This window comes from Streptomyces sp. NPDC005402 (assembly GCF_040606575.1).
Classification (GTDB): Bacteria; Actinomycetota; Actinomycetes; order Streptomycetales; family Streptomycetaceae; genus Streptomyces.
This window is the reverse complement of record NZ_JBEXFB010000005.1, coordinates 320,648-341,176: the sequence shown is the minus strand read 5'-3', so window position 1 is coordinate 341,176 and position 20,529 is coordinate 320,648. Positions and strand designations below refer to the sequence as shown.

General features: G+C 71.7%; 20 protein-coding genes. 18 read left to right on the top strand and 2 right to left on the bottom strand.

Translation table 11 applies throughout. The features are described from left to right. The first annotated feature begins 108 nt into the window (after nt 1-108). Together ABZT02_RS12295 and ABZT02_RS12290 are read left to right on the top strand one after the other, a co-directional pair. Nucleotides 109-882 (top strand): chitosanase, encoded by a 774-nt coding sequence (locus tag ABZT02_RS12295; RefSeq protein ID WP_356017129.1) that lies wholly within the window; start codon nt 109-111, stop codon nt 880-882. A gap of 130 nt (nt 883-1,012) precedes the next feature. Further along, nucleotides 1,013-1,447 (top strand): hypothetical protein, encoded by a 435-nt coding sequence (locus ABZT02_RS12290; RefSeq protein WP_356016864.1) that lies wholly within the window; start codon nt 1,013-1,015, stop codon nt 1,445-1,447. Nucleotides 1,448-1,504: 57 nt separating this feature from the next. On the opposite strand, the gene ABZT02_RS12285 is transcribed toward ABZT02_RS12290, so the two are convergent. Continuing rightward, a complete protein-coding gene (locus tag ABZT02_RS12285; protein ID WP_356016862.1) occupies nt 1,505-2,179 on the bottom strand; it encodes a hypothetical protein in 675 nt (224 codons plus the stop codon). 332 nt (nt 2,180-2,511) lie between these two features. On the opposite strand from ABZT02_RS12285, the gene ABZT02_RS12280 reads away from it, so the two are divergent. The 7 genes from ABZT02_RS12280 (at nt 2,512) to ABZT02_RS12250 (ending at nt 10,610) form a co-directional block, all read left to right on the top strand. Beyond that, nucleotides 2,512-4,230, top strand: a complete 1,719-nt coding sequence (locus tag ABZT02_RS12280; RefSeq protein ID WP_356016860.1) for a SpoIIE family protein phosphatase — start codon at nt 2,512-2,514, stop codon at nt 4,228-4,230. A gap of 154 nt (nt 4,231-4,384) precedes the next feature. Beyond that, the gene (locus ABZT02_RS12275) at nt 4,385-5,506 is read left to right on the top strand and encodes a DUF475 domain-containing protein (protein ID WP_356016859.1); all 1,122 of its coding nucleotides are present in this window, start codon (nt 4,385-4,387) and stop codon (nt 5,504-5,506) included. 67 nt (nt 5,507-5,573) lie between these two features. Beyond that, a complete protein-coding gene (locus tag ABZT02_RS12270) occupies nt 5,574-6,338 on the top strand; it encodes a DUF4097 family beta strand repeat-containing protein (protein WP_356017127.1) in 765 nt (254 codons plus the stop codon). Nucleotides 6,339-6,569: 231 nt separating this feature from the next. Next, the gene (locus ABZT02_RS12265) at nt 6,570-6,800 is read left to right on the top strand and encodes a DUF5133 domain-containing protein (protein WP_356016857.1); all 231 of its coding nucleotides are present in this window, start codon (nt 6,570-6,572) and stop codon (nt 6,798-6,800) included. Nucleotides 6,801-6,919: 119 nt separating this feature from the next. Next, nucleotides 6,920-8,578, top strand: coding sequence for a catalase (locus ABZT02_RS12260; protein WP_356016855.1), 1,659 nt, complete (start codon nt 6,920-6,922; stop codon nt 8,576-8,578). A gap of 84 nt (nt 8,579-8,662) precedes the next feature. Further along, on the top strand, nt 8,663-10,012 hold the full coding sequence (locus ABZT02_RS12255; protein ID WP_356016853.1) for a diacylglycerol kinase family protein: 1,350 nt from the start codon (nt 8,663-8,665) through the stop codon (nt 10,010-10,012). Next, nucleotides 10,005-10,610 (top strand): phosphatase PAP2 family protein, encoded by a 606-nt coding sequence (locus tag ABZT02_RS12250; RefSeq protein ID WP_356016851.1) that lies wholly within the window; start codon nt 10,005-10,007, stop codon nt 10,608-10,610. The genes ABZT02_RS12255 and ABZT02_RS12250 overlap by 8 nt, the downstream gene beginning before the upstream one ends. 23 nt (nt 10,611-10,633) lie before the next feature. On the opposite strand, the gene ABZT02_RS12245 is transcribed toward ABZT02_RS12250, so the two are convergent. Further along, nucleotides 10,634-11,248: a hypothetical protein gene (locus tag ABZT02_RS12245; RefSeq protein WP_356016849.1), complete on the bottom strand. Its 615-nt coding sequence runs from the start codon at nt 11,246-11,248 to the stop codon at nt 10,634-10,636. Between the two features lie 256 nt (nt 11,249-11,504). On the opposite strand from ABZT02_RS12245, the gene ABZT02_RS12240 reads away from it, so the two are divergent. The 9 genes from ABZT02_RS12240 to ABZT02_RS12200 all read left to right on the top strand — a co-directional run bounded on the left by ABZT02_RS12240 (nt 11,505) and on the right by ABZT02_RS12200 (nt 20,528). Then, nucleotides 11,505-12,395 carry a hypothetical protein gene (locus tag ABZT02_RS12240; RefSeq protein WP_356016847.1) on the top strand — a complete coding sequence of 297 codons (891 nt, stop codon included), beginning with the start codon at nt 11,505-11,507 and terminating at the stop codon, nt 12,393-12,395. Between the two features lie 46 nt (nt 12,396-12,441). Next, nucleotides 12,442-12,978: an AAA family ATPase gene (locus tag ABZT02_RS12235; protein ID WP_356016846.1), complete on the top strand. Its 537-nt coding sequence runs from the start codon at nt 12,442-12,444 to the stop codon at nt 12,976-12,978. A 64-nt stretch (nt 12,979-13,042) separates the two neighbouring features. Beyond that, complete coding sequence (locus tag ABZT02_RS12230) at nt 13,043-13,336, top strand: hypothetical protein (RefSeq protein WP_356016844.1); 294 nt, start codon at nt 13,043-13,045, stop codon at nt 13,334-13,336. A gap of 79 nt (nt 13,337-13,415) precedes the next feature. Next, a complete protein-coding gene (locus ABZT02_RS12225; protein WP_356016842.1) occupies nt 13,416-13,604 on the top strand; it encodes a hypothetical protein in 189 nt (62 codons plus the stop codon). Nucleotides 13,605-13,653: 49 nt separating this feature from the next. Continuing rightward, nucleotides 13,654-14,637 (top strand): Rieske 2Fe-2S domain-containing protein, encoded by a 984-nt coding sequence (locus ABZT02_RS12220; protein WP_356016840.1) that lies wholly within the window; start codon nt 13,654-13,656, stop codon nt 14,635-14,637. Then, on the top strand, nt 14,621-15,163 hold the full coding sequence (locus tag ABZT02_RS12215; protein WP_356016838.1) for a DUF1360 domain-containing protein: 543 nt from the start codon (nt 14,621-14,623) through the stop codon (nt 15,161-15,163). Before ABZT02_RS12220 ends, ABZT02_RS12215 begins: the two co-directional genes overlap by 17 nt. Nucleotides 15,164-15,302: 139 nt before the next feature. Further along, nucleotides 15,303-16,475: a glutamate--cysteine ligase gene (locus ABZT02_RS12210; protein ID WP_356016836.1), complete on the top strand. Its 1,173-nt coding sequence runs from the start codon at nt 15,303-15,305 to the stop codon at nt 16,473-16,475. A 178-nt stretch (nt 16,476-16,653) separates the two neighbouring features. Continuing rightward, nucleotides 16,654-18,438, top strand: a complete 1,785-nt coding sequence (locus ABZT02_RS12205; RefSeq protein WP_356016834.1) for an N-acetylglutaminylglutamine amidotransferase — start codon at nt 16,654-16,656, stop codon at nt 18,436-18,438. Then, nucleotides 18,411-20,528, top strand: coding sequence for a prolyl oligopeptidase family serine peptidase (locus tag ABZT02_RS12200; RefSeq protein ID WP_356016832.1), 2,118 nt, complete (start codon nt 18,411-18,413; stop codon nt 20,526-20,528). Before ABZT02_RS12205 ends, ABZT02_RS12200 begins: the two co-directional genes overlap by 28 nt. Nucleotide 20,529: the final 1 nt, after the last annotated feature.

The following is a 20,529-nucleotide window of genomic DNA, read 5'->3' as shown; positions in this document are numbered from 1 at the left end:
ATCAGGTCTGGACCAACTCTCCACCCCCCACCTCCACTTGGAGCCCCCGTGGAACCTGACACAGTGCACCCGGCAGCCCACCCGTCCCGCCGCACCCTCCTCGCCCTGATGGGTGCGGCGACCTGCGTGGGCGTGTTCGGCTCGGCGCCCGCCACAGCGGCACCCTCGGCCGCGCCGGGCCTCGACGACCCCGCGAAGAAGGAGATCGCCATGAAGCTGGTGTCGAGCGCGGAGAACTCCTCGCTCGACTGGAAGGCGCAGTACAAGTACATCGAGGACATAGGCGACGGTCGCGGCTACACCGCCGGCATCATCGGCTTCTGCTCCGGCACCGGAGACATGCTCGACCTCGTCCAGCTGTACGCCGACCGCAAGCCCGGCAACGTCCTCGCCAGGTATCTGCCGGCACTGCGCCGTGTCGACGGCACCGACTCGCACGACGGCCTGGACCCGAACTTCCCCGACGACTGGCGCAAGGCCGCCCGGGACACGGCGTTCCAGCAGGCGCAGAACGACGAACGTGACCGCGTCTACTTCAACCCCGCCGTCAGGCAGGGCAAGGCGGACGGGCTGCGCGCGCTGGGCCAGTTCGCCTACTACGACGCGATCGTCATGCACGGCGACGGCGGCGACGCGACCAGCTTCAGCAGCATCCGCCGCCGGGCCCTCGGCCATGCCAAACCCCCGGCCCAGGGCGGCAACGAGACGACGTATCTCAACGCCTTCCTCGACGCGCGCGTGTGGGCGATGAAACAGGAGGAGGCGCACAGCGACACCAGCCGGGTCGACACCGCCCAACGCGTCTTCCTGCGCCAGGGCAACCTCGACCTGAACCCGCCGCTGGACTGGAAGGTCTACGGCGACAGTTACCACATCGGCTGACCGGCAAGGGCGACGGCCCGGTGCGCCATGCACCGGGCCGTCGTCGATTCGTGCGGAGCGCGTCGGGAACGCCATGCTGTGAAATCGCTCCCGGCGGAGCGTGTTTGGCGTCGAAGCGAGCGGTAACGCGATGTCCATGAGTGAATCGAACGAGCAGACGAACCAAGATTCCGCAAGCACCCGGACCGCTGCGGCGAAGGCCCGGCGTACCACCGCGAAGGCCACCGCCCCGGCGACCAAGGCGGCGGACAAGGCGGCCGCGAAGGCGGATGACGCTGCGTCAGCGGGCAAGGAGGCGACGGAGCGGACGGCCAAGACGGCGAGCGGGGCCGCGCAGACCGCGGCCAAGAGCGTCGAGGCCGGCCGTCAGACCGTCATCGCCGCCTCGGGGCAGGCCGCGGCCGTCGCCAAGACGGCCTGGACGGTGATCGCCCAGCGAAAGCTCATCGCCGCAGGCGTGGGTGCGGGCCTGACCGCGCTGACCGCCACGTCGTACGCGGTCGGCCGACGCTCGGGACGTCATACGCACGGTCCGATCACCCGCCTGACCGGCGGGCGGATCTGACGGCGGACGGGCGGGCCCGCAGGCGTTCCTCCAAGGCGGGGGCGTACCGACTTGCTGTCACCGTTCTCGCGACAGCAGATCGGTGAGACGGGCGCCCGCCGCCCACCGCCGCAGAGCGGAACCGTCGAGCAGGCGGATCGTCTGCTCCCTGCGCGCCCACCGGATGTCGCGGGCGGTGAAGACACCGCGATGTACCACCAGACGCAGAGCTGACACCTCGTCCCCGCGGTGCGGGTGAGGGTGCGGCTCGTCCTCGTCGGGGAGCGGCTCCGCCACCGGCCGGAAGGCCACGTCGATGCGACGGCCGGCCGCGTCCCGGGCGCACAGACGCGGCCGGTCCGGAGCGGGCAGCAGCCGCACCCGCCACCCGTCCCGGCGCAGCATCCGCGCCACCGCCAACGCGAGTTGCTGGGTGTCCAGCTCGAGCAGCTCGTCCGCGGTGTAGTAACCCAGACGACGGCGAGCGCCAGGTCGCCCGTGCCGTATCGCGGCCGTGACGGTCAGGCCCAGGAAGACGACACCGGCGACAGGGACGACGATCCCGGCGGCGCGGTACCCTGCGGCGAGCGCGGCCGCCACCGCGCACACGGCCGCCACGACAGCGGCGAAGGCGGGCAGCACCTCACGGAACCTGGGCCCGTACAGTCCCCGGGCCCGGAGCGCGCGCACGACGTGCCGTTTCTGCGCTCGGCGCGACGGGTAGAGGCCGGACGTCCACGATAGGCGTGCCACAGCCCCAGCCCTCCCCGTGCCGCCGGTCCGCACCCGTCTCTTCACGGATACCCAGCGCGCGGCCAAGTGCCGTGAATACAGGGGAGATTCGGCCACCCACGCCGAGCGCACGGAAGCGTCGGGGGGCGCGCTGGACGGCGCTGTGACACCTCGTCCCCGAGGGTGGACCTCCACGTCGGCGCAGGTCGCTTCCGCCGACCCGGTTGCGAGTGCTCGCTCACAGGCGAGGCTGGATACATGGGCACCGGGGCACACGGGAAGGACAGGACGGCCGAGTGAACACGCCCCAGACCGGCACGGAGCGGGCGGCCGACCAGCGAGGAGAGGAAGACATGGCAGGGGCGGACGACACCGGGGCTCTCGGGAGACCACCCGCGGCAGCACCCGCTGCGGGGCTCACCAGGGCCCTGGAAGCCATCGGGACCGCGGCGTACGTCGTGGACGAAGAAGGCCACGTCATCGCCGTGAACACCCACGCCGAACAGATGCTGGTCCGCCCCGCCGAGGCGTTTCTCGGCCGCGACGCACACGACCTGCTGCACCGGGACGCCCACGGCCACCTCCTGCCGCGAAGCCGGTGCAGCATGCGGCAGGCGTTCCACGCCGGGCGCACCGCCCAGGCCGACGGGGACCACTTCGAGTGCGGCGACGGATCTCTGCTGACCGTCTCGTGGCTGATCACGCCGTACGACGTGGACGGCCGGGAAGCCGGCACGCTCGTGCTCGTCCACGCCCAGCGCCCTCCGGAGGCCGACAGCCCACCGGAGGCGGCGGCCCAGCCGATGCCGGAACTCGAACGGCTCGCCCTGCTGGCCGAGACCACCACCCGCCTGACGTCCACGCTCGACGTCGAGGAGACGCTGCGGCGGCTGGTGACCCTGGTGGTGCCCCGGCTCGCGGACTGGGCCGTCGTCGACCTGATCACCGAGCGCGACGAGGTGTGGCGCAGTGCGGTCGTCCACGCGGAGGGCGACGCCCTGGTGCGCCACGAGGACCTTCAGGGACCGATGCCCCCGGTCCCGGAGGAGTCGCCGATGCCCCTGTCCAGAGCCCTGCGCGGAGTCGCCTCCACCCTGGCCGGCCCGCAGACCTACCAGCGGGAGCCGGATTCCGGTATCGCGGTGGAACAGCGCCGCCTGTTCGAGGCCACCGGCATCAGGTCCGCCGCCATCGCCCCCATCCGCAGCACCCGCGCCGTCCTGGGCGCCCTGACCCTGGGCCGGGCCAAGGATCCGGTGGACTTCACCCCGGTCGATCTCCCGCTGATCGAGGACATCGCCCGCCGTGCCGGCCTGGCCCTGGACAACGCGCGTCTCTACCAGCGTCAGCGCAAGGTCGCCGAGACCATGCAGAACCACCTGCTGCCCCAGATGCCTCCCGTGCCCGGCCTGCAGATGACGGCCCGCTATCTGCCCGCTCCGGACGCCTCACAGGTCGGCGGCGACTGGTACGACGCCTTCACCCTCTCCGACGGCGCCACCGCGCTGGCGGTGGGAGACGTCGTCGGCCACGACCTGGAGGCCGCGGCCGGCATGGCACAACTGCGCAACATGCTCCGCGCCTACGCCTGGTCCCACCAGGACCCGCCGAGCCGGATCGTCGCCCGGCTCGACGCGGCGGTCATGCACATCACCGATGTCACCATGGCCACCATGGTCTTCGCCCGGATCGAGGAGCGGGACGACGGCCACTGGGAACTGACCTGGACCAATGCCGGCCACCCGCCACCCCTCCTGATCAGCCACGACGGCCTGGCCACCTACCTCACCGACGGCCACGGCATCCTCCTGGGCACCGGGCTTCAGGCACCCCGCACCGACGCGACCGCCGTGCTCCCGCCCGGCTCCACCCTGCTGCTGTACACGGACGGCCTGATCGAGGCAGCAGGCCGTTCCCTCGACGAGGGGCTGCAGCACCTGCGCCGGCACGCCGCCGCCCTCGCCCACCGTCCCCTGGCCTCCTTCACCGACCAGGTGCTGCGCCGGGTCAGACACGTCCGCAACGACGACGACGTCGCCCTGCTCGCCATACGGGCACCCGGCAGAACGTGATGCGGACAGCCGGCCGGGCACCCGCACAGGGGCGCCCGTACCAGCACCCCGCGCCACCTCGGCGACTCCCGACCGTGATAGACAACGCCCGTGAACCCACGGGCCGTTTGCGCCCGGCACTCCGGTGACCGCCCGACAACAGGACTTGATGCAAGTGATTCTGAAGACCTTCCGCTGGGCGTTCGCGGTCACCGCGCTCGGCCTGGCCGCAGGAGTGCTGTACGACGGCTGGGCCGCGTTCGGGATCGTGGCGATCCTGGCCGTGCTGGAGATCTCCCTGTCGTTCGACAACGCGGTGGTCAACGCCGGAATCCTGAAGAAGATGAACACCTTCTGGCAGAAGATCTTCCTCACGGTCGGCGTCCTGATCGCCGTGTTCGGCATGCGGCTGGTCTTCCCGGTCGTGATCGTCGCGATCACCGCGAAGCTCAATCCGTACGACGCGGTCCAGCTGGCTCTGACCGACAAGGACCGTTACCAGCAGCTGGTCACCGACGCGCACCCGGCGATCGCCGCGTTCGGTGGCATGTTCCTGCTGATGATCTTCCTGGACTTCATCTTCGAGGACCGGGACATCAAGTGGCTGGCCTGGCTGGAGCGGCCGCTGGCCAAGCTCGGCAAGGTCGACATGCTGTCGGTCTGCATCGCGCTGGTCGTCCTGCTGGTCACCGCCTTCACCTTCGCGACCCACGCCCACCAGCACGGCGGCGCGCACGCCGACAAGGCGCAGACCGTCCTGATCTCCGGCATCGCGGGCCTGATCACCTACCTGGTCGTCGGCGGCCTCTCCGGCTACTTCGAGAGCCGACTCGAGGACGAGGAGGAACGCGAGGAAGAAGCCGAACGCTCCGGCGGCTCTGGTTCGCCGGTCAAGCTGGCCGGCCAGGCCGCGTTCTTCATGTTCCTGTACCTGGAGGTCCTGGACGCCTCCTTCTCCTTCGACGGCGTGATCGGCGCGTTCGCCATCACCAACGACATCGTCCTGATGGCGCTGGGTCTGGGCATCGGCGCGATGTACGTCCGGTCGCTGACCGTGTACCTGGTCCGCCAGGGCACCCTCGACGACTACGTCTACCTGGAGCACGGCGCGCACTACGCGATCGGCGCCCTCGCGGTGATCCTCATGGTCACCATCCAGTACCAGATCAACGAGATCATCACCGGCCTCGTCGGCGTGATCCTGATCGGCTGGTCCTTCTGGTCCTCCGTGCGCCGCAACAAGGCGCTCGCGGCCGCCGAGGGTGCGCCGGAGACGGACTCGGTTCCGGTGTCGTAGGCCCGAGCCTTCCGCCCCGCTGACCACCTCTGCCATGCCCACGGCGAACCGGGGCATCCGACGGGGTATGAAGGTGATGCCGACCCGGCGCCTGGCGCGCCTGATGGTGGTGCTGGCGCTGCTGCCCCTCGCCGGGGCGTGCAGCGACGATCACGACGGGGAATCCGGCGGCCCTCCGGCGGCGGGGACACCGCGCGTCGCGGGCTCCGGTGAACACGTGGTGATCGCCACCGACAACGGCCTGCGGCTGCGCCCGGCCGACGGCCGCGGCGTCACCGTCGACGACCGCGTCGACGAGCACTGGGCCCATCACGGGAAGGTGTGGACGCTCGACCTGTCGTGCGCCGACCGGACCACGGGTGACGGGTCGTGCCCCCGGATGCCGTACGTGGAGATCCCCGACGGCGTGAGTGTCACGGCCACCGCCCGCAACGCCGGCGTCGACGTGGCGGGCGTCGCCGCCGCGCTGGACATCACAACCGTCAACGGTGATGTGACGGTGACCCGTTCAGGACGCGACGACGCCGACGTACGCCTGTCCACGCGCAACGGCTCGGTGCGCGCGACGGGCGTGGAAGCGGGGCGACTGCACGCGGCGACCACGAACGGCGACGTGGTCGTCGGATGTGCCGCGGTCCCGTCCGGTGTCAGCGCCGCGACCGTCAACGGCTCGGTCGACGTCACCGTGCCCCACGACAGCCCGCCCTACCGGGTCACCGCGTCCACCGACAACGGGCACGCCACAGTGGCCGTCCCCGTACGCGACGCCGACCGGAACCACACCATGACGCTGACCACGGTCAACGGCGACGTCGACGCCCGCCGGGAATGACGTTCTGTGGGCCGCGGCGGCGGGCGAACTGTGGAAAATGCCGTCAGTGGTTTGAGCTTGTTTCGCCAGGGCAGACGGCGGGTCAGGTGCTTGGGATCACAGGCCCACCGCGGAAGCGGCCGAATGCGGCTCTCCTTGGTGCGTGCCGCCGAGGCCTCTCCCGCGACAGTCCGAGTGACGCGGCGCACGCGACCGCCCCCACTCCCACTGCGCATTTTGGAGGAGCGAATCATGCTCATGGCCCACCCCGCCCTTCTGACCGACCTGCTCGAGCGTTACGAGGCGCTGCATGTCCTGCACGCCGAGGACGGCAGCGTCGGAGCACGTCAGCGTCTCGAGGACGTGTCCTACACCCTGTGCATCGCCACGGGCACCCGCGACATCGAGTCCGCCCTGGCAGCGGCCCGTCGTCAGCTGTCCGGCGCCCGCTCCAAGGACGACTCACTGGTAGCGGGCGCGTGACGTGAGTGGCACGAGCCGACCGGGTACTCGGGTGATCCGCCGAACACCGGCCGGAGGCCGCCCGCTGCGCCAGGGGCAGTCACCTGCCGAGAACCCGAGAACCTAAGGAGCCCCTGAACATGACGGACGTGTCCGGCACCGGTCCCGCTCCGGCGGACGACCGCAAGGTGCTCACCAACCGCCAGGGCCACCCGGTCCACGACAACCAGAACCAGCGCACGGTCGGCGCCCGCGGGCCCGCCACCCTGGAGAACTACCAGTTCCTGGAGAAGATCAGCCACTTCGACCGGGAGCGCATCCCCGAGCGCGTCGTGCACGCGCGCGGTGTGACCGCCTACGGCTACTTCGAGTCCTACGGCGCCTGGGGCGACGAGCCGATCAGCCGGTACACCCGGGCCAAGCTGTTCCAGGAGCGCGGCAAGCGCACCGACCTGGCCGTCCGCTTCTCCACCGTCATCGGCGGGCGCGACTCCTCCGAGGCCGCCCGTGACCCTCGCGGCTTCGCCGTCAAGTTCTACACCGAGGACGGCAACTGGGACCTGGTCGGCAACAACCTGGGCGTCTTCTTCATCCGGGACGCGATCAAGTTCCCGGACGTCATCCACGCCCTCAAACCCGACCCGGTCACCTTCGAGCAGCAGCCGCGTCGCATCTTCGACTTCATGTCGCAGACGCCGGAGTCGATGCACATGCTGGTCAACCTGTTCAGCCCGCGCGGCATCCCCGCGGACTACCGCCACATGCAGGGCTTCGGCGTCAACACCTACAAGTGGGTCAACGCCGACGGTGAGACGAAGCTGGTCAAGTACCACTGGATGCCCAAGGTGGGCGTCCGCTCGATGACCGAGGAGGACGCCGCCAACGTGCAGGCCGACTCGCTTGGCCACGCCACCAAGGACCTGTACGAGGCGGTCGCCCGCGGGGACCACCCGGAGTGGGAGCTCCTGGTCCAGATGATGGACGACCACGACCACCCCGAGCTGGACTTCGATCCGCTGGACGACACCAAGACCTGGCCCGAGCAGGAGTTCCCGCCGCAGCCGGTGGGCCGGATGGTGCTGGACCGGATGCCGGACGACTTCTTCGCCGAGAACGAGCAGATCTCCTTCGGCACCGGTGTCCTCGTCGACGGACTGGACTTCTCCGACGACAAGATGCTGGTCGGCCGGACCTTCTCCTACAGCGACACCCAGCGCTACCGGGTCGGCCCGAACTACCTTCAGCTCCCCGTCAACCAGGCCAAGAACGCCGAGGTGCGCACCAACCAGCGTGACGGGCAGATGGCCTACCACGTGGACGGCGGGGGCGAGAACCCGCACGTCAACTACGAGCCGTCCATCACCGGCGGCCTGCGCGAGGCGCAGCACCCGACGCACGACGAACAGGGCCCGGAGATCCACGGCCGGCTCACGCGCAAGCGCATCCCCCGCACCAACGACTACCTGCAGGCGGGCCAGCGGTACCTGCTCCTGGAGGAGTGGGAGCGCGACGACCTGGTGAAGAACCTCACCGGCATGCTCGCGCAGTGTGATCGGCCCGTACAGGAACGCATGGTGTGGCACTTCCTGCTGGTGGAGAACGACCTCGGACTGAGGGTCGGCGACGGCCTCGGCATCAGCCCCGAGGACGTCGCCGGTCTGGAGCCGCTGGCCGGTCAGGACCTCACCGACGAGGACCGCAAGCGGTTGGCGAACCTCGGCAAGAACCCGCCGCGTGACGTCGAGGGTCTGACCATGACCCACTGTGTGCCGGACGAGCGCCACGTCGTGACCCGCTGAGCCACGGTGGACCAGGGCGGCACCGGCGGCGAGAGCGACGGCATGAGATCGTTGGGCCACCGATCCGTGAGAGGCGACCCGACGATGAACGAGGTGGAGCCGGGCGGCTCCGGCACCGCGGCGCGGACACTGGCCCGGCTGGCATTGCTCTGCCTGGCAGGAGTGGTCACGGCGGTGGTCGCCGCGGGCCAGTGGCTGCTCCTGCTGCTGGGCCTCGTGGGCCTCGCCCTGGCCGGTGCCGGCCTCTGGTGGGCGCTGGCCCACCGGGGCGTGACGCGTCTGGGCGGCGCCCTGCTGGCGGTGGCCTCGCCCCTCGCCGTCCTGGTCCTGTACGCCGTGTCCGGCCTGTGGCCGTTCGCGGCGTCGGCGCTGGGCCTGTGGGTGGCGGCACTGGCCTGCGCCAGAAGCGCGCTGCGCCGGCTGCGGGCGCCCCGAGGCGTGCACACGCGTCCGGTCCGGCCGCCCCGCAGACCGGTGCTCATCATGAATCCGCGCTCGGGTGGCGGCAAGGTCGTCGAGCACGCGCTGGTGGAGCGGGCCGAGGCGTTGGGCGCCCGGGTGATCCTGCTCGACGTGGACAGCAGCCCCGACCCGGCGACGCTGGCCCGCCAGGCTCTCGCGGAGGGCGCGGATCTGCTCGGCGTGGCGGGCGGGGACGGTACCCAGGCTCTGGTGGCGGGGGTGGCCGCGGAACACGACGTGCCGTTCATGGTCCTCGCCGCCGGGACCCGCAACCACTTCGCGATGGACCTGGGCCTGGACCGCGACGACCCGGCCGGCGGTCTCGATGCCCTCACGCACGGCGTGGAGATCCGTGTCGATCTGGGCGACGTGGCGGGCCGGCCCTTCGTGAACACCGTCTCGTTCGGGACGTACGCGGAGATCGTGCAGAGCCCCGAATACCGCGACGCCAAGGCGTCCACCACCCTCGACCTACTGCCGGACCTGCTGGTCGGCGACGCCGGGGCACAGCTGACCGCCACGGCGGACGGCCGGCAACTCGAGGCCCCGCACGCGCTGCTGGTGAGCAACAACCCCTACGCACAGGCCGGCCCGATGGGGGTCGGCCGCAGATCACGCCTCGACGGAGGCCGACTCGGCGTGATCAGTCTTCGGATCGACAGCGCGGTGCAGGCCGCCGAACTCGCGCTGCTGGGGGAGCGGGCCAGCGGGATCACCTCGTCGACCTCGCGCCGGGTGACCGTCGCGGCCGACGCGGAGACGATCCCGGTGGCCGTGGACGGCGAAGCGCTGCTGCTGCCCCAGCCGGTCGTGTGCACCGTACGCCCCAAGGCCCTGCGGGTACGGGTACCGAGAAACCGTCCCGGCGCGCCGTACACTGCCCCCTCCGTCGACTGGCGCCGAGTCGTGCGCCTCGCCCTCGACCGCACTCCCCTTCCGGCCGTCAAGAACCAGGAGCAGAGCGATGCTTGACCGACCGCAGCGCGAACAGCGAACCTCCCGAGAGCTGTTGCGGGATCTCGCCGCCCTCGACCAGGCGCTGTACGAGGCCGTCACGGTCACCCAGACGCCGGCCCTGGACCATGCCCTGCGGCGGCTGTCGGCCGCGGCGGACCACTCCAAGATCTCGTTCGCGATCGCCGGACTGCTCGCCCTGTGCCCCGGCCGGCCACGGCGGGCCGCCGCCCTCGGAGTCGCGGCCATCGGTGTCGCCTCGGCGAGCGCGAACATGCTCGGCAAGCGCCTGGTGCGCCGGCCGCGCCCGCACCGGGCCGAGAACTCGCCGTTCCCAGGGCGGCATGTGCCGATGCCCGAGTCCGCGTCCTTCCCCTCGGGGCACACCGCGTCCGCGGTCGCCTTCGCGGCGGCGGTCGGACCCGCGCTACCCGTCGCCACGGTGCCGCTGGGCCTGCTGGCCTGCGCGGTCGGCTACTCACGGATCCACACCGGCGTGCACTACCCGGGCGACGTCGTCGCCGGCGCCGTCCTGGGCACCGGTGCGGCGGCCGCGGTCCTCGCGGCCGCCGGATGGCACGGAGGCGGTCTGCGGCCCTCACGGCGGGCCGGCTGAGCCGGCTTCAGGGGACGCCTCGGTCAGTCCGACGGCCGAGCGCCGTCCTCGGGGTCCGCGGCAGGTTCGCTCGCGTCGGGCGACGTGTAGAAGACCGAGCTCCCCTGCTTGGTGCGCTGGGCCTGGTTCCTCGCCACGAGTCCCTCGAGCGTGGTGCGTACGACGGTCGTCTTGATCGTGCGCTCGGGGTGCTGCCGACCGAGCGCTGTGGAGACCTCGGCCGCTGAACGGGGCTCCTTCTGCTCCGCCAGATGCTTTCGGACAAGCTCCACGAGGGTGGGCCCCGACCCAGCGGCCGACGCTTTGGCGGCCGGCTTCCCCGTGGTCTTCTTTCCGGCCGGTGCGGCGGATTTCCGGGTGGCCGGCCGCTCGTCCGGGGCGGCGGCCCTCTTGCGGGGAGCGGGCACCGCCACGGTGGGAGGGGTGACGGACGCAACGGCGCTCGGTGAGATGCCCAGCACCTGCTGGATGTTCAGCAGGACGCTGTGGTCGTGCTGCAGGGCGGCCAACTGACCTTGGAGCGCTTCGATCTCCCCGCTGAGACGCTGTTGTTCCTTGAGGTTGCGCTCTAGGTCGCCGGCCACCTGGCTGCTGTACTGCGAGGTCAACTCGGTGGTGCTGGGGGCGGATTCGGACATGGGCTCACACCTCTTCCTGGGGCCCGGGCGTGCTGTGCCGCCTGCTTCGGGATGTGCGATGGCAGCTTCTGCCGCACGCCTATGTCGTAGTGATACTACGCAGGACACGTGTCTTGTTCTGTGCTTGTGCCACAGCGGTCGGTCTGCCGGTGCCGCTCGTGACCATCGCGCGGCGCGTGTACAGGGCAGGCAGTGGGGCATCCGGTGGTGCACAGCACTTTTGGCACCAGACAGTGATGAAGGGATGTCAGGCGTGATGAAACCGTCCTTACGTACCTCTCGCTTCGCCGCGCTGGGCGCCGGCGGCGTCGTGTCCGTCGCCCTGCTGACGGGATGCGGCGACGACGGGACAGGAGGGACCGGCAACGCGGATGCGTCGGCCTCACCGGGACAGCAGCAGCGCTCCCCGGCCCAGGTCGTGCAGGCGACCAACAAGAAGACCACGCAGGCCAGGACGGCCCGCATCAAGCTGGCGACCACCGTCGCCGCGGGTGGCGACAGCGAGACGATCACCGGTTCCGGCGTGCTGGACCTGCAGGACGGCACGAGCCGTATGCGGATGGGCCAGGGCGGCCGGCAGCTCGAACAGCGGATCGTGAACCAGGTGCTGTACCAGAAGCCCCCGGAGGCAAGCGGCCAACTGCCCGCGGGCAAGACCTGGATGAAGATCGACCTCCAGCGGCTGAACGCCTCGCAGGGCACCGGTGGCCCCGCGATGAGCGACCCGGCGAGCTCCTTCGCCTACACCAAGTCCCTGTCCGAGAAGGACGTGCGCAAGGTGGGCGACGAGTCCGTGAACGGCGTGTCCACCACGCACTACCGGGTCGATCTCGACCTGTCGAAGCTGGCCGGGGGCGACTCGGCCCAAGAGCGGAAGCTCCGCGCGCAGTTGGGCGACAGCGTGCCCGTCGATCTCTGGATCGACGAGGACGGACTCACCCGCCGTCAGCAGATACGGATGACCGTCAAGGACACGGCGCAGAGCGGCGGGGCCGGCGCGTCCGCCCGGCAGGCCCAGGCGAAGGTCGTCATGGACTTCAGCGGCTTCGGCACCGACGTCGACGTGGCCGCGCCTCCACGCTCCGACACCGTCGACGTGACCGACAAGGTGTCCCGGCAGAGCGGAACGAGCTCCCGGACCGGCTGACCGTCCGAGCCGGGTGGCGCCGAGGAGTACCGGTAGGTTGGCCGTCATGGTGGTGGGCACGGAAGAGACCCGGCTGATCGTCCTGCGCGGCAGCTCCGCCTCGGGGAAGTCAAGCGTCGCCGAGGGGCTGCGTGACCGCTTCGGCCGTGGCCTGGCCCTGGTGGGCCAGGACAACCTGCGCCGGATCGTGCTCCGCGAGCGCGACCGGCCCGGCGCGGCGAACATCGGTCTGATCGAACTGACCGCACGCCATGCGCTGGACGCGGGGTTCCACGTGGTGGTGGAGGGCATCCTGTACGCCGACCACTACGGCGAGATGCTCGCCCGGCTACGGGCCGACCATCGTGGCCGGACCCACGGCTACTACCTGCACGTGCCGTTCGATCAGACCCTCGCCCGCCACGCCACCAAGCCGATCGCCCACGAGGTGGGCGAACCACAACTGCGGGACTGGTACCGGGAGTTCGATCTGCTGCCCGGCGGCACCGAGACGGTCATCGGTGCCGACAGCTCCCTGGCCGACACGGTCGACCGCGTCATGCTCGAAACCGGCCTGGCCGAACTCCCTCCGCTCGATCGCTGAACGCTCTGCCCTCTCACCTGCCTCGCATCCGGTGGACCGCCTCGATCGGGGTACACGGGTCGGCATGACACACACTGACGACCCCACGGCGGCCCGGGCCGCGAGGCAACTGCGCCGTATACGGGCCTTCTACGCGGCCGGCGTCGTCCTGTGGACGGCGTCGTCGGCCTGGACGATGTGGGATGCCCCCGGCAGCCGGCCCATGTGGACCTCCTTGCTGCTCCTGGTCGTCTTCACCGGCCTGCTGGCAATGGCCTCCCGCTGGCTGCGGCACCTCGAGCCCACCGGTGCGGCCCGGCCCTCTCACCACGCCGCGTTCTCCACAAGGGCCGGGCGCCACGCGGTGTCCAAGCCCTGATCACGGTGTTCGTCCTGGGGGCCGCACCGGAACCGTCGACACGTTCCCGCTCGGCGCCGTCATCAACAAGGGGCTGACCGTGCGGGGTGCCCAGCAGCGCGGCCAGCGGGACATTCCCGTGCTGCTGGAACGACTGGCCGCCGGGGAACCGAGCACCGGGCACCTGGCGACCCCCACCGTGTCCCTGGACGAGGCGCCCCGCGCGTACGACATGGTCAAGCAGGAGGCGGACGGCTGCGTCCGCGCGGTCATCCGGCCGGGAGGCTGAGTCCCTCGTTGTTCGTTTGCCGCACGTGCAGAGGGAGACCCGGCTGCCCATGAGCGCGCGACGACATCCACGTACACGAGAGAACCGGGTCCTGCGGCTGCTCGTCCGGCTGGAGCGGAATCCGCGGCAGGACCCCGTGATCGACGCACTGCGGACGGGGATCCAGTCCCTGCCGCTGGGGCGCGGCCGGGACGTGCTGCACGGCAAGTGGCTGGGGCATCCCGTCCATCCGCTGCTGGTGCAGGTGCCGATCGGCAGCTGGCTGTCCGCCGCCGTCCTGGACCTGCGCAAGGGCCGCCCTCGTGAGGCGGGCCTGCTGGTGGGCGTCGGCCTGGCCGCCGCCGTCCCCGCCGCGCTGACGGGCGCCGTGGACTGGGCGGAACTGCAGCGCCCGCAGATGCGTGTCGGCCTGGTGCACGCGGTGTCCAACACGGCGGCCGTCGGCCTGTACACGGCGTCGCTCGCCTGCCGCGTCACCGGGCGCACGCGTGCGGGCCGTGCCCTCGGCTTCCTGGGACTCATGGCCGTGGGAACCGGCGGCATGCTGGGCGGCCACCTGGCCTACCGGCAGGCAGCCGGCGCCAACCACGCCGAGGCCGTACCCCACATCGTCACCGAAGGCTGGCATCGGATCGGCGCGGTGGACGACTTCCCGCCCGGCCTGCCGGTGCGGCGCAGCGTGGACGACGTGCCGGTGATGGTGCTGCGCCAGACCGACGGGACCATCCACGCGCTGGCCGACCGGTGCAGCCACCTGGCGGGGCCGCTGTCCGAGGGCACGGTGTCCGACGGATGCGTACGGTGCCCCTGGCACGGCAGCGTCTTCCGGCTCTCGGACGGCCTGAACGTCCGCGGCCCGGCCACAGCCCCCCAGCCGGCCTTCGACACCCGTGTCACCGAGGACCAGGTCGAGGTGCGACTGGTTCGCCACGAGGGGGAAGACGGACGAGACCAGCGAGACGGGGACAGCTTGGAACCGGATCGGAATCGGAACGACGCAGGACGGGGATCCGCCCATGGCCACACCCACTGACCACCGCATCGGACGACGGGCCCAGGCGTTCCTCCGCCGCACCGGCCGCGACTACGCGGGCACGCACGACCGGCCCCTGCGCGGCTACCTCGCCGCCATGGCGGCGTTCAGCGCGTACACGGCGAGCTGGGCCACGGCGGTACGGCTTCGCGGGCGCCCCCTGCCCGACCGGCCGGATCCCTGGGACGTGCTCCTGACCTCGGTGGCCACGTTCCGGCTCAGCCGGCTGATCAGCAAGGCATCGGTGACCAGCCCGCTGCGCGCCCCCTTCACCAAGTACGTGGGCCCGCAGGGGCCCGCCGAACTGCACGAGGAGGCGCAGCCCGAGACCGGCAAGGACACCGTGGGCGAGCTGATGACCTGCCCGTTCTGCATGAGCGTCTGGGTGGCGTCGACCCTGACCGCGGGGCAGCTCCTGTGGCCTCGTGCCACCCGCACCGCGATGGGCGCGCTGTCGGCGCTGGCCGGGGCGGACGCGCTGCAACTGGCGTACGGGGCGCTGGTCGACAGGACCACCGACAGCTGACCAGGGATACCGCTCATCTGTGGAGTACCTGCTTCAGACGTGCGCATGGCCGCGCTTATTTGTCGATCTCCTGGGCACTTGGGGGTCACGCCTGAGACAGGCGGGACCGTCGGCAACACATCAAGGAGCGACTGTGGCCATGCGCATCGGTGTAGAGGAGGAGTTCCACATCCTGGAAGTGGAAAGCGGACTGCTCGTGCCACGTGCCGACGCGGTTCTGCGCAGGCTTCCCCGGGGCACCTTCACCACGGAACTGCATCAGTCCACCGTGGAGTCGAACAGCGGGGTGCACGCATCCCTGGGCGGCCTGTACGCCGACCTCTCCAGAACCAGACGGCGGCTCGACGCGGCCGCCTCCTCGCTGGGGCTCGCGGTGGTGGCCGCGGGCACGGCACCACTCGCCCCCGCCGCCTCCGGGCACCCCACCGCCGGCGCACGCTATCGCCACATGGTCGAGGAGTACCGCCAGGTGGCCGACGAGCAGCTCATCTGCGGCGCCCAGGTCCACGTGGACATACCCGACCGCGACACCGCCGTAGGGGTGATGTGCACGATCTCTCCCTGGCTGCCCGTGCTGCTGGCGCTGTCCGCCAGCTCGCCGTTCTGGCAGGGGGCCGACACCGGCTACGCCAGCTGGCGCACGCTGCTCTGGCAGCGCTGGCCCACCGCGGGACCCGTCGGCTGCTTCCCGAGCGCGGCCGACTACGACGCCGCGGTCGGCGACCTCGTCCGGGCCGGGGTCATCAGCGACCCGGGGATGATCTACTACGACGTCCGCCCCTCCGCGCACCTGCGGACACTGGAACTGCGCATCTGCGACGCCTGCCCGCGGGCGGAGACCGTCGTGCTCGTGGCCGGCCTGTTCCGTGCCCTGGTGACCGAGGCCTTGGAGGTGCGCGCGGCGGGTGCGGCGGTGTGCGACGGCCGCCACGAATGGCTGCGCGGCGCCTCCTGGCGGGCTGCCCGGTCCGGCCTGGAGGGCGCCCTGGTGGATCCCCGGACCCACCGGGAGGCGCCCGCCGCCGACGTCGTACGCGGGCTGGTCGCCCGGTTGCGTCCCGCGCTCGAGGCCCACGGCGACTGGCAGACCGTCAGCGACCTGGCCGAGGCGGCCCTGGCGGACGGCAGTGCCGCCGAGCGCATGCGCCGCACGGCACGGGAAGAGGATCTGCTGGCCTGCACCGACCTGCTGATCGCGCAGACCCGCGGCGAACGGCGACGCCGCAGGCCCGCTCCCGTCACCCGCAGGCAGGTCCCGCGCTCCGTCGCGGGCCGGGCGGGTTCCGGCGCACCGGAGGTCCTGGGCAGCTGATCCGGCTCCGCGCGACGCGCATCCGGCGGCCCCGCCCGTCCGCCGTTTCACTTGACAAGCTCCGAGGAAAGGTTTTGTTCATGTCCAGCAATTCCGCCCGGGTCGCGACCGGCAGGCGCGATCCGGGGCTTCCGCTCCGGCTCGTGACCGCCTGCTCCTGGGAAGGGGGCGGCGTGTCATGTGCGGTCTGAGCGGTGAGATCCGCTTCGACGGCAGGCGACCCGACCTCGCGGCCGTCGAGCGCATGACCGACCGAATGGCCGCCCGCGGACCCGACGGCCGGGGCATCTGGACACGGGGCGCGGTGGCGCTGGGGCACCGGCGACTGAAGATCATCGACCTGTCCGACCTCGGCGCCCAGCCGATGACCGACGCCGACGGCGAGATCACCGGCGTCTTCAACGGCTGTGTCTACAACTACCAGGAGCTGCGCGAGGAGCTCGGGCGCCTCGGGCACCGCTTCGAGTCGACGTCCGACACGGAGGTCGTCCTCCACGCCTACCGGCAGTGGGGAACCGCCTGCGTGGAGCGCTTCTACGGCATGTTCGCCTTCGCGCTCGTCGAGCACCGCACCGGCCGTGTCGTGCTGGCTCGCGACCGGCTGGGGATCAAGCCCCTGTATCTGGCGCCCGCGCCGGGCCGCCTGCGGTTCGCCTCCTCCCTGCCCGCACTGCTCGCCGCCGGGGACGTGGACACCTCCGTCGATCCCGTCGCCGTCCACCAGTACCTGAGCTGGCACGCCACGGTCGCCCCGCCGCGCACCGTCCTCAACGGCGTGCGCAAACTGCCGCCGGCCACCGTCCGGGTGGTCGAACCGGACGGCAGCCACCGCGACCACCGCTACTGGCAGCCGTCCTACACGCGGCGGGCCGAGTACGCGGACATGGAGCCCGACGAGTGGCGTGACGCGGTGCTGGAGGCGCTGCGCACCGCCGTACGGCGCCGGATGGTCTCCGACGTGCCGGTCGGCGTCCTGCTCTCCGGCGGCCTGGACTCCAGCCTGATCGTCGCGCTGCTCGCCGACGAGGGCCAGCGGGACCTGAAGACGTTCAGCGTGGGCTTCGAGGCCGAGGGCGGTGAGGAGGGCGACGAGTTCCGCTACTCGGACCTGGTCGCCCGGGAGTTCGACACCGACCACCGCCGGATGATGGTGCCCTCGGACCGGGTCTCGACCGCCCTGGACGACGCCGTCGCCGCCATGAGCGAGCCGATGATCAGCCACGACGTGGTCGCCTTCCACCTGCTGTCCGAGCAGGTCTCCAAGGAGGTGAAGGTCGTCCAGAGCGGGCAGGGCGCCGACGAGGTGTTCGCCGGGTACCACTGGTACCCGGAGCTGGCAGCGGTCGCGCGCGAGGAGGAGCCGCAGAGGTACGCCGAGACGTACTTCGACCGCCCCCACGCCGACCTCACGGGGATCCTCCAGCCGCACATGCTGCCCCAGGACGACGTCTCGGGCCGCTTCGTCAGGGAGCACATGGCCCTTCCCGGCGCCCAGACCGCCCTGGACGCGGCGCTGCGACTGGACACGCACGTCATGCTCGTCGACGACCCGGTGAAGCGGGTCGACAACATGACCATGGCCTGGGGACTGGAGGCCCGCGTGCCCTTCCTCGACCACGAGCTGGTGGAGCTGGCCGCGGCCTGTCCGCCGGAACTCAAGCTCGCCGACGGCGGCAAGGGCGTGCTGAAGGAAGTCGGCCGCAAGCTGCTGCCTCGGGAGATCGTCGACCGGCCCAAGGGCTACTTCCCGGTGCCGGCCATCCGGCACATGGCCGGTCCCGTCCTGGACCGGGTGCGCGAGGCCCTCGCGGCACCCGAGGCGAAGAAGCGGGGAATCTTCCAGGAGTCGTACGTCGCCGAACTCCTGGCGGCCCCCGACGAGCACCGGACCAAACGCGGCGCCAACGCCCTGTGGCAGGTGGCACTGCTGGAGATATGGCTGCAGACACACGGAGTCACGTGACCGGCGAGCTCGGCACCACCCGGCTCCCGCACGCCGCGGCACCCGTGCCGGCGCAGGGGCCTGTCCGTGCCGCGGCCCCCGCCCCGATGCCGCTGCCCGAGGCGGAGGGCCCGCGGGATGCCGTGACCCGGCTGCACGCGCATGGCTGCTGGTACCCCTCCGCCGATCCCGAGGGCACCCAGGTGGCCTTCATCTGCGACCGGGGCGGTGTCCCGCAGCTGTGGGCCGGGCCCGTGGACGGGGAGGGCATCCGGCTGCTCGACGCCTCCCCGGATCCCGTGAAGGAGGTGTCCTGGTCACCCGACGGCCGCTGGATCGCCTATACCACCGCACCGGGCGGCGGTGAGCACTCACGCGTGCTGTGCGTGCGGCCCGACGGCACCGGTCGCCGCCTGCTGGCCGGTGCCGACCCGGACACCTCCGCCTACCTGGGCTGCTGGGCCCACGACGGCTCGGCCGTCGCCGTCACCCTTGCCGCACCGGCCACCACCCCCTCCCAGGCGGACGGTCTGTGGCAGCCGGCGGACACCGCCCCCGCCCACTGGACGGCTCGGGACGGCCGGGCGACCCTCCTGGGCACCACCGCGTACGCCGTGGGGCCGGACGGGACGGCGGCGACCCGGCCGGGTGGAGGCCTGTCCGCCTACCTGATCGACCCCGACGGTCTGGCCTCTCCCGTCCTCCTCGCCACGGAACCGGACGCCCCCACCCTCCGCGTGTGCGACCTCAGCCCCGACGGCCGGCTCGCGCTGCTGCGCCGGGGGCCGCGCGGACGGCGGGAGGCGGTCGTCCGGCGCGTCTCCGACGCGGTGACGACCTTCACCCTGCCCGTCGCCGACGGCGACCAGTGGATCGGCCGGTTCTCACCCGACGGGCGGACGCTGTGGCTGCGCAGCGACGCCGACCGGGAGTACGCGGCGCTGTTCGCCGTCGCTCTCGGCCCCGACGGCACGCCGGACGGCAGAACCGTCGTCGCGGAGCGCGAGGACTGCGACCTCGAACTGCTGACGATGGCCCACGACGGCCGCACGGCCGTGCTCGCGTGGAACGTGCGCGGCGCCAGCGAACTCGACGTCGTCGAAACCTCCCCGGGGCACGGCACCGCGGACACCACCGGACCGGCGCATCCGGTACCGCTGCCCCACGAGGTCGTCACCCGGGTCGCGGCGGCCGGGACGGGGCGACTGCTGCTGGCGCTGTCCGGTTCGCAGCGCCGCCCCGGCGTGTGGTGGGCCCACGAAGGCGTGTCCCTGCTGCGCACCCCGTGGTCCTCCCGGGACGAGGACGCCGTCCCGCCGGGCCGCCCCCCGGTACGCCCTGTCCTCACCCGCCTCACCGCCCGGGACGGCCTGTCCCTCAGCGGTTGGTACTACCGGGCCCCGGGACGCGCCCCGTACGAGCCGGCGCCCTGCGTGATCCACCTCCACGGCGGCCCCGAGGACCAGGAGCGCCCGGTGTTCGACCCGCTGTACCACGAGCTGCTGGGGCGCGGACTGGACGTCTTCGCCCCCGACGTCCGCGGTTCCGGCGGACACGGTCGGAGCTTCGTCGACGCCGACCTGGGCACCGGCCGCTTCGCCGCACTCGACGACGTCGCGGACTGCGCGGCGCACGCGGTCACGGCGGGCCCCGCGGACCCGACCCGGCTGGCGGTGATGGGACGCTCGTACGGCGGCTACCTGACCTTCGCCTCCCTCGTGTGGCACCCGGACCTCTTCCGCACCGGCGTCGCCGTCTGCGGCATGTCCGACCTGCTGACCTTCTTCGCCGGCACCGAGCCCTGGATCGCGGAATCGGCGGCGCACAAGTACGGCCACCCGGAGCGCGACCGCGAACTGCTGCACGCCCTGTCACCGATGAGCCGCATCGACGCGCTGCGTGCCCCGCTGCTCGCCGTCCACGGCGAGCACGACACCAACGTGCCGCCGGGGGAGTCGGAACAGTTCGTGCGGGCCGCACGGGAGCGCGGTGTCCCCGCCGAACTCCTCGTCCTGCGCGACGAGGGGCACGACTTCCTGCGCGCCGACAACCGGCGCCTGTTCCGCCGGGCCGCCGCGGACTGGATGGAGCGGCACCTGCACCCCTCCTGAG

Coding starts and splice junctions, on each gene's coding strand:
- ABZT02_RS12295 (WP_356017129.1), top strand. CDS start 109: ATGGGTGCGGCGACCTGCGTGGGCGTGTTCGGCTCGGCGCCCGCCACA.
- ABZT02_RS12290 (WP_356016864.1), top strand. CDS start 1,013: ATGTCCATGAGTGAATCGAACGAGCAGACGAACCAAGATTCCGCAAGC.
- ABZT02_RS12280 (WP_356016860.1), top strand. CDS start 2,512: ATGGCAGGGGCGGACGACACCGGGGCTCTCGGGAGACCACCCGCGGCA.
- ABZT02_RS12270 (WP_356017127.1), top strand. CDS start 5,574: ATGAAGGTGATGCCGACCCGGCGCCTGGCGCGCCTGATGGTGGTGCTG.
- ABZT02_RS12265 (WP_356016857.1), top strand. CDS start 6,570: ATGCTCATGGCCCACCCCGCCCTTCTGACCGACCTGCTCGAGCGTTAC.
- ABZT02_RS12260 (WP_356016855.1), top strand. CDS start 6,920: ATGACGGACGTGTCCGGCACCGGTCCCGCTCCGGCGGACGACCGCAAG.
- ABZT02_RS12255 (WP_356016853.1), top strand. CDS start 8,663: ATGAACGAGGTGGAGCCGGGCGGCTCCGGCACCGCGGCGCGGACACTG.
- ABZT02_RS12250 (WP_356016851.1), top strand. CDS start 10,005: ATGCTTGACCGACCGCAGCGCGAACAGCGAACCTCCCGAGAGCTGTTG.
- ABZT02_RS12245 (WP_356016849.1), bottom strand. CDS start 11,248: ATGTCCGAATCCGCCCCCAGCACCACCGAGTTGACCTCGCAGTACAGC.
- ABZT02_RS12240 (WP_356016847.1), top strand. CDS start 11,505: ATGAAACCGTCCTTACGTACCTCTCGCTTCGCCGCGCTGGGCGCCGGC.
- ABZT02_RS12235 (WP_356016846.1), top strand. CDS start 12,442: ATGGTGGTGGGCACGGAAGAGACCCGGCTGATCGTCCTGCGCGGCAGC.
- ABZT02_RS12230 (WP_356016844.1), top strand. CDS start 13,043: ATGACACACACTGACGACCCCACGGCGGCCCGGGCCGCGAGGCAACTG.
- ABZT02_RS12220 (WP_356016840.1), top strand. CDS start 13,654: ATGAGCGCGCGACGACATCCACGTACACGAGAGAACCGGGTCCTGCGG.
- ABZT02_RS12215 (WP_356016838.1), top strand. CDS start 14,621: ATGGCCACACCCACTGACCACCGCATCGGACGACGGGCCCAGGCGTTC.
- ABZT02_RS12210 (WP_356016836.1), top strand. CDS start 15,303: ATGCGCATCGGTGTAGAGGAGGAGTTCCACATCCTGGAAGTGGAAAGC.
- ABZT02_RS12205 (WP_356016834.1), top strand. CDS start 16,654: ATGTGCGGTCTGAGCGGTGAGATCCGCTTCGACGGCAGGCGACCCGAC.
- ABZT02_RS12200 (WP_356016832.1), top strand. CDS start 18,411: ATGGCTGCAGACACACGGAGTCACGTGACCGGCGAGCTCGGCACCACC.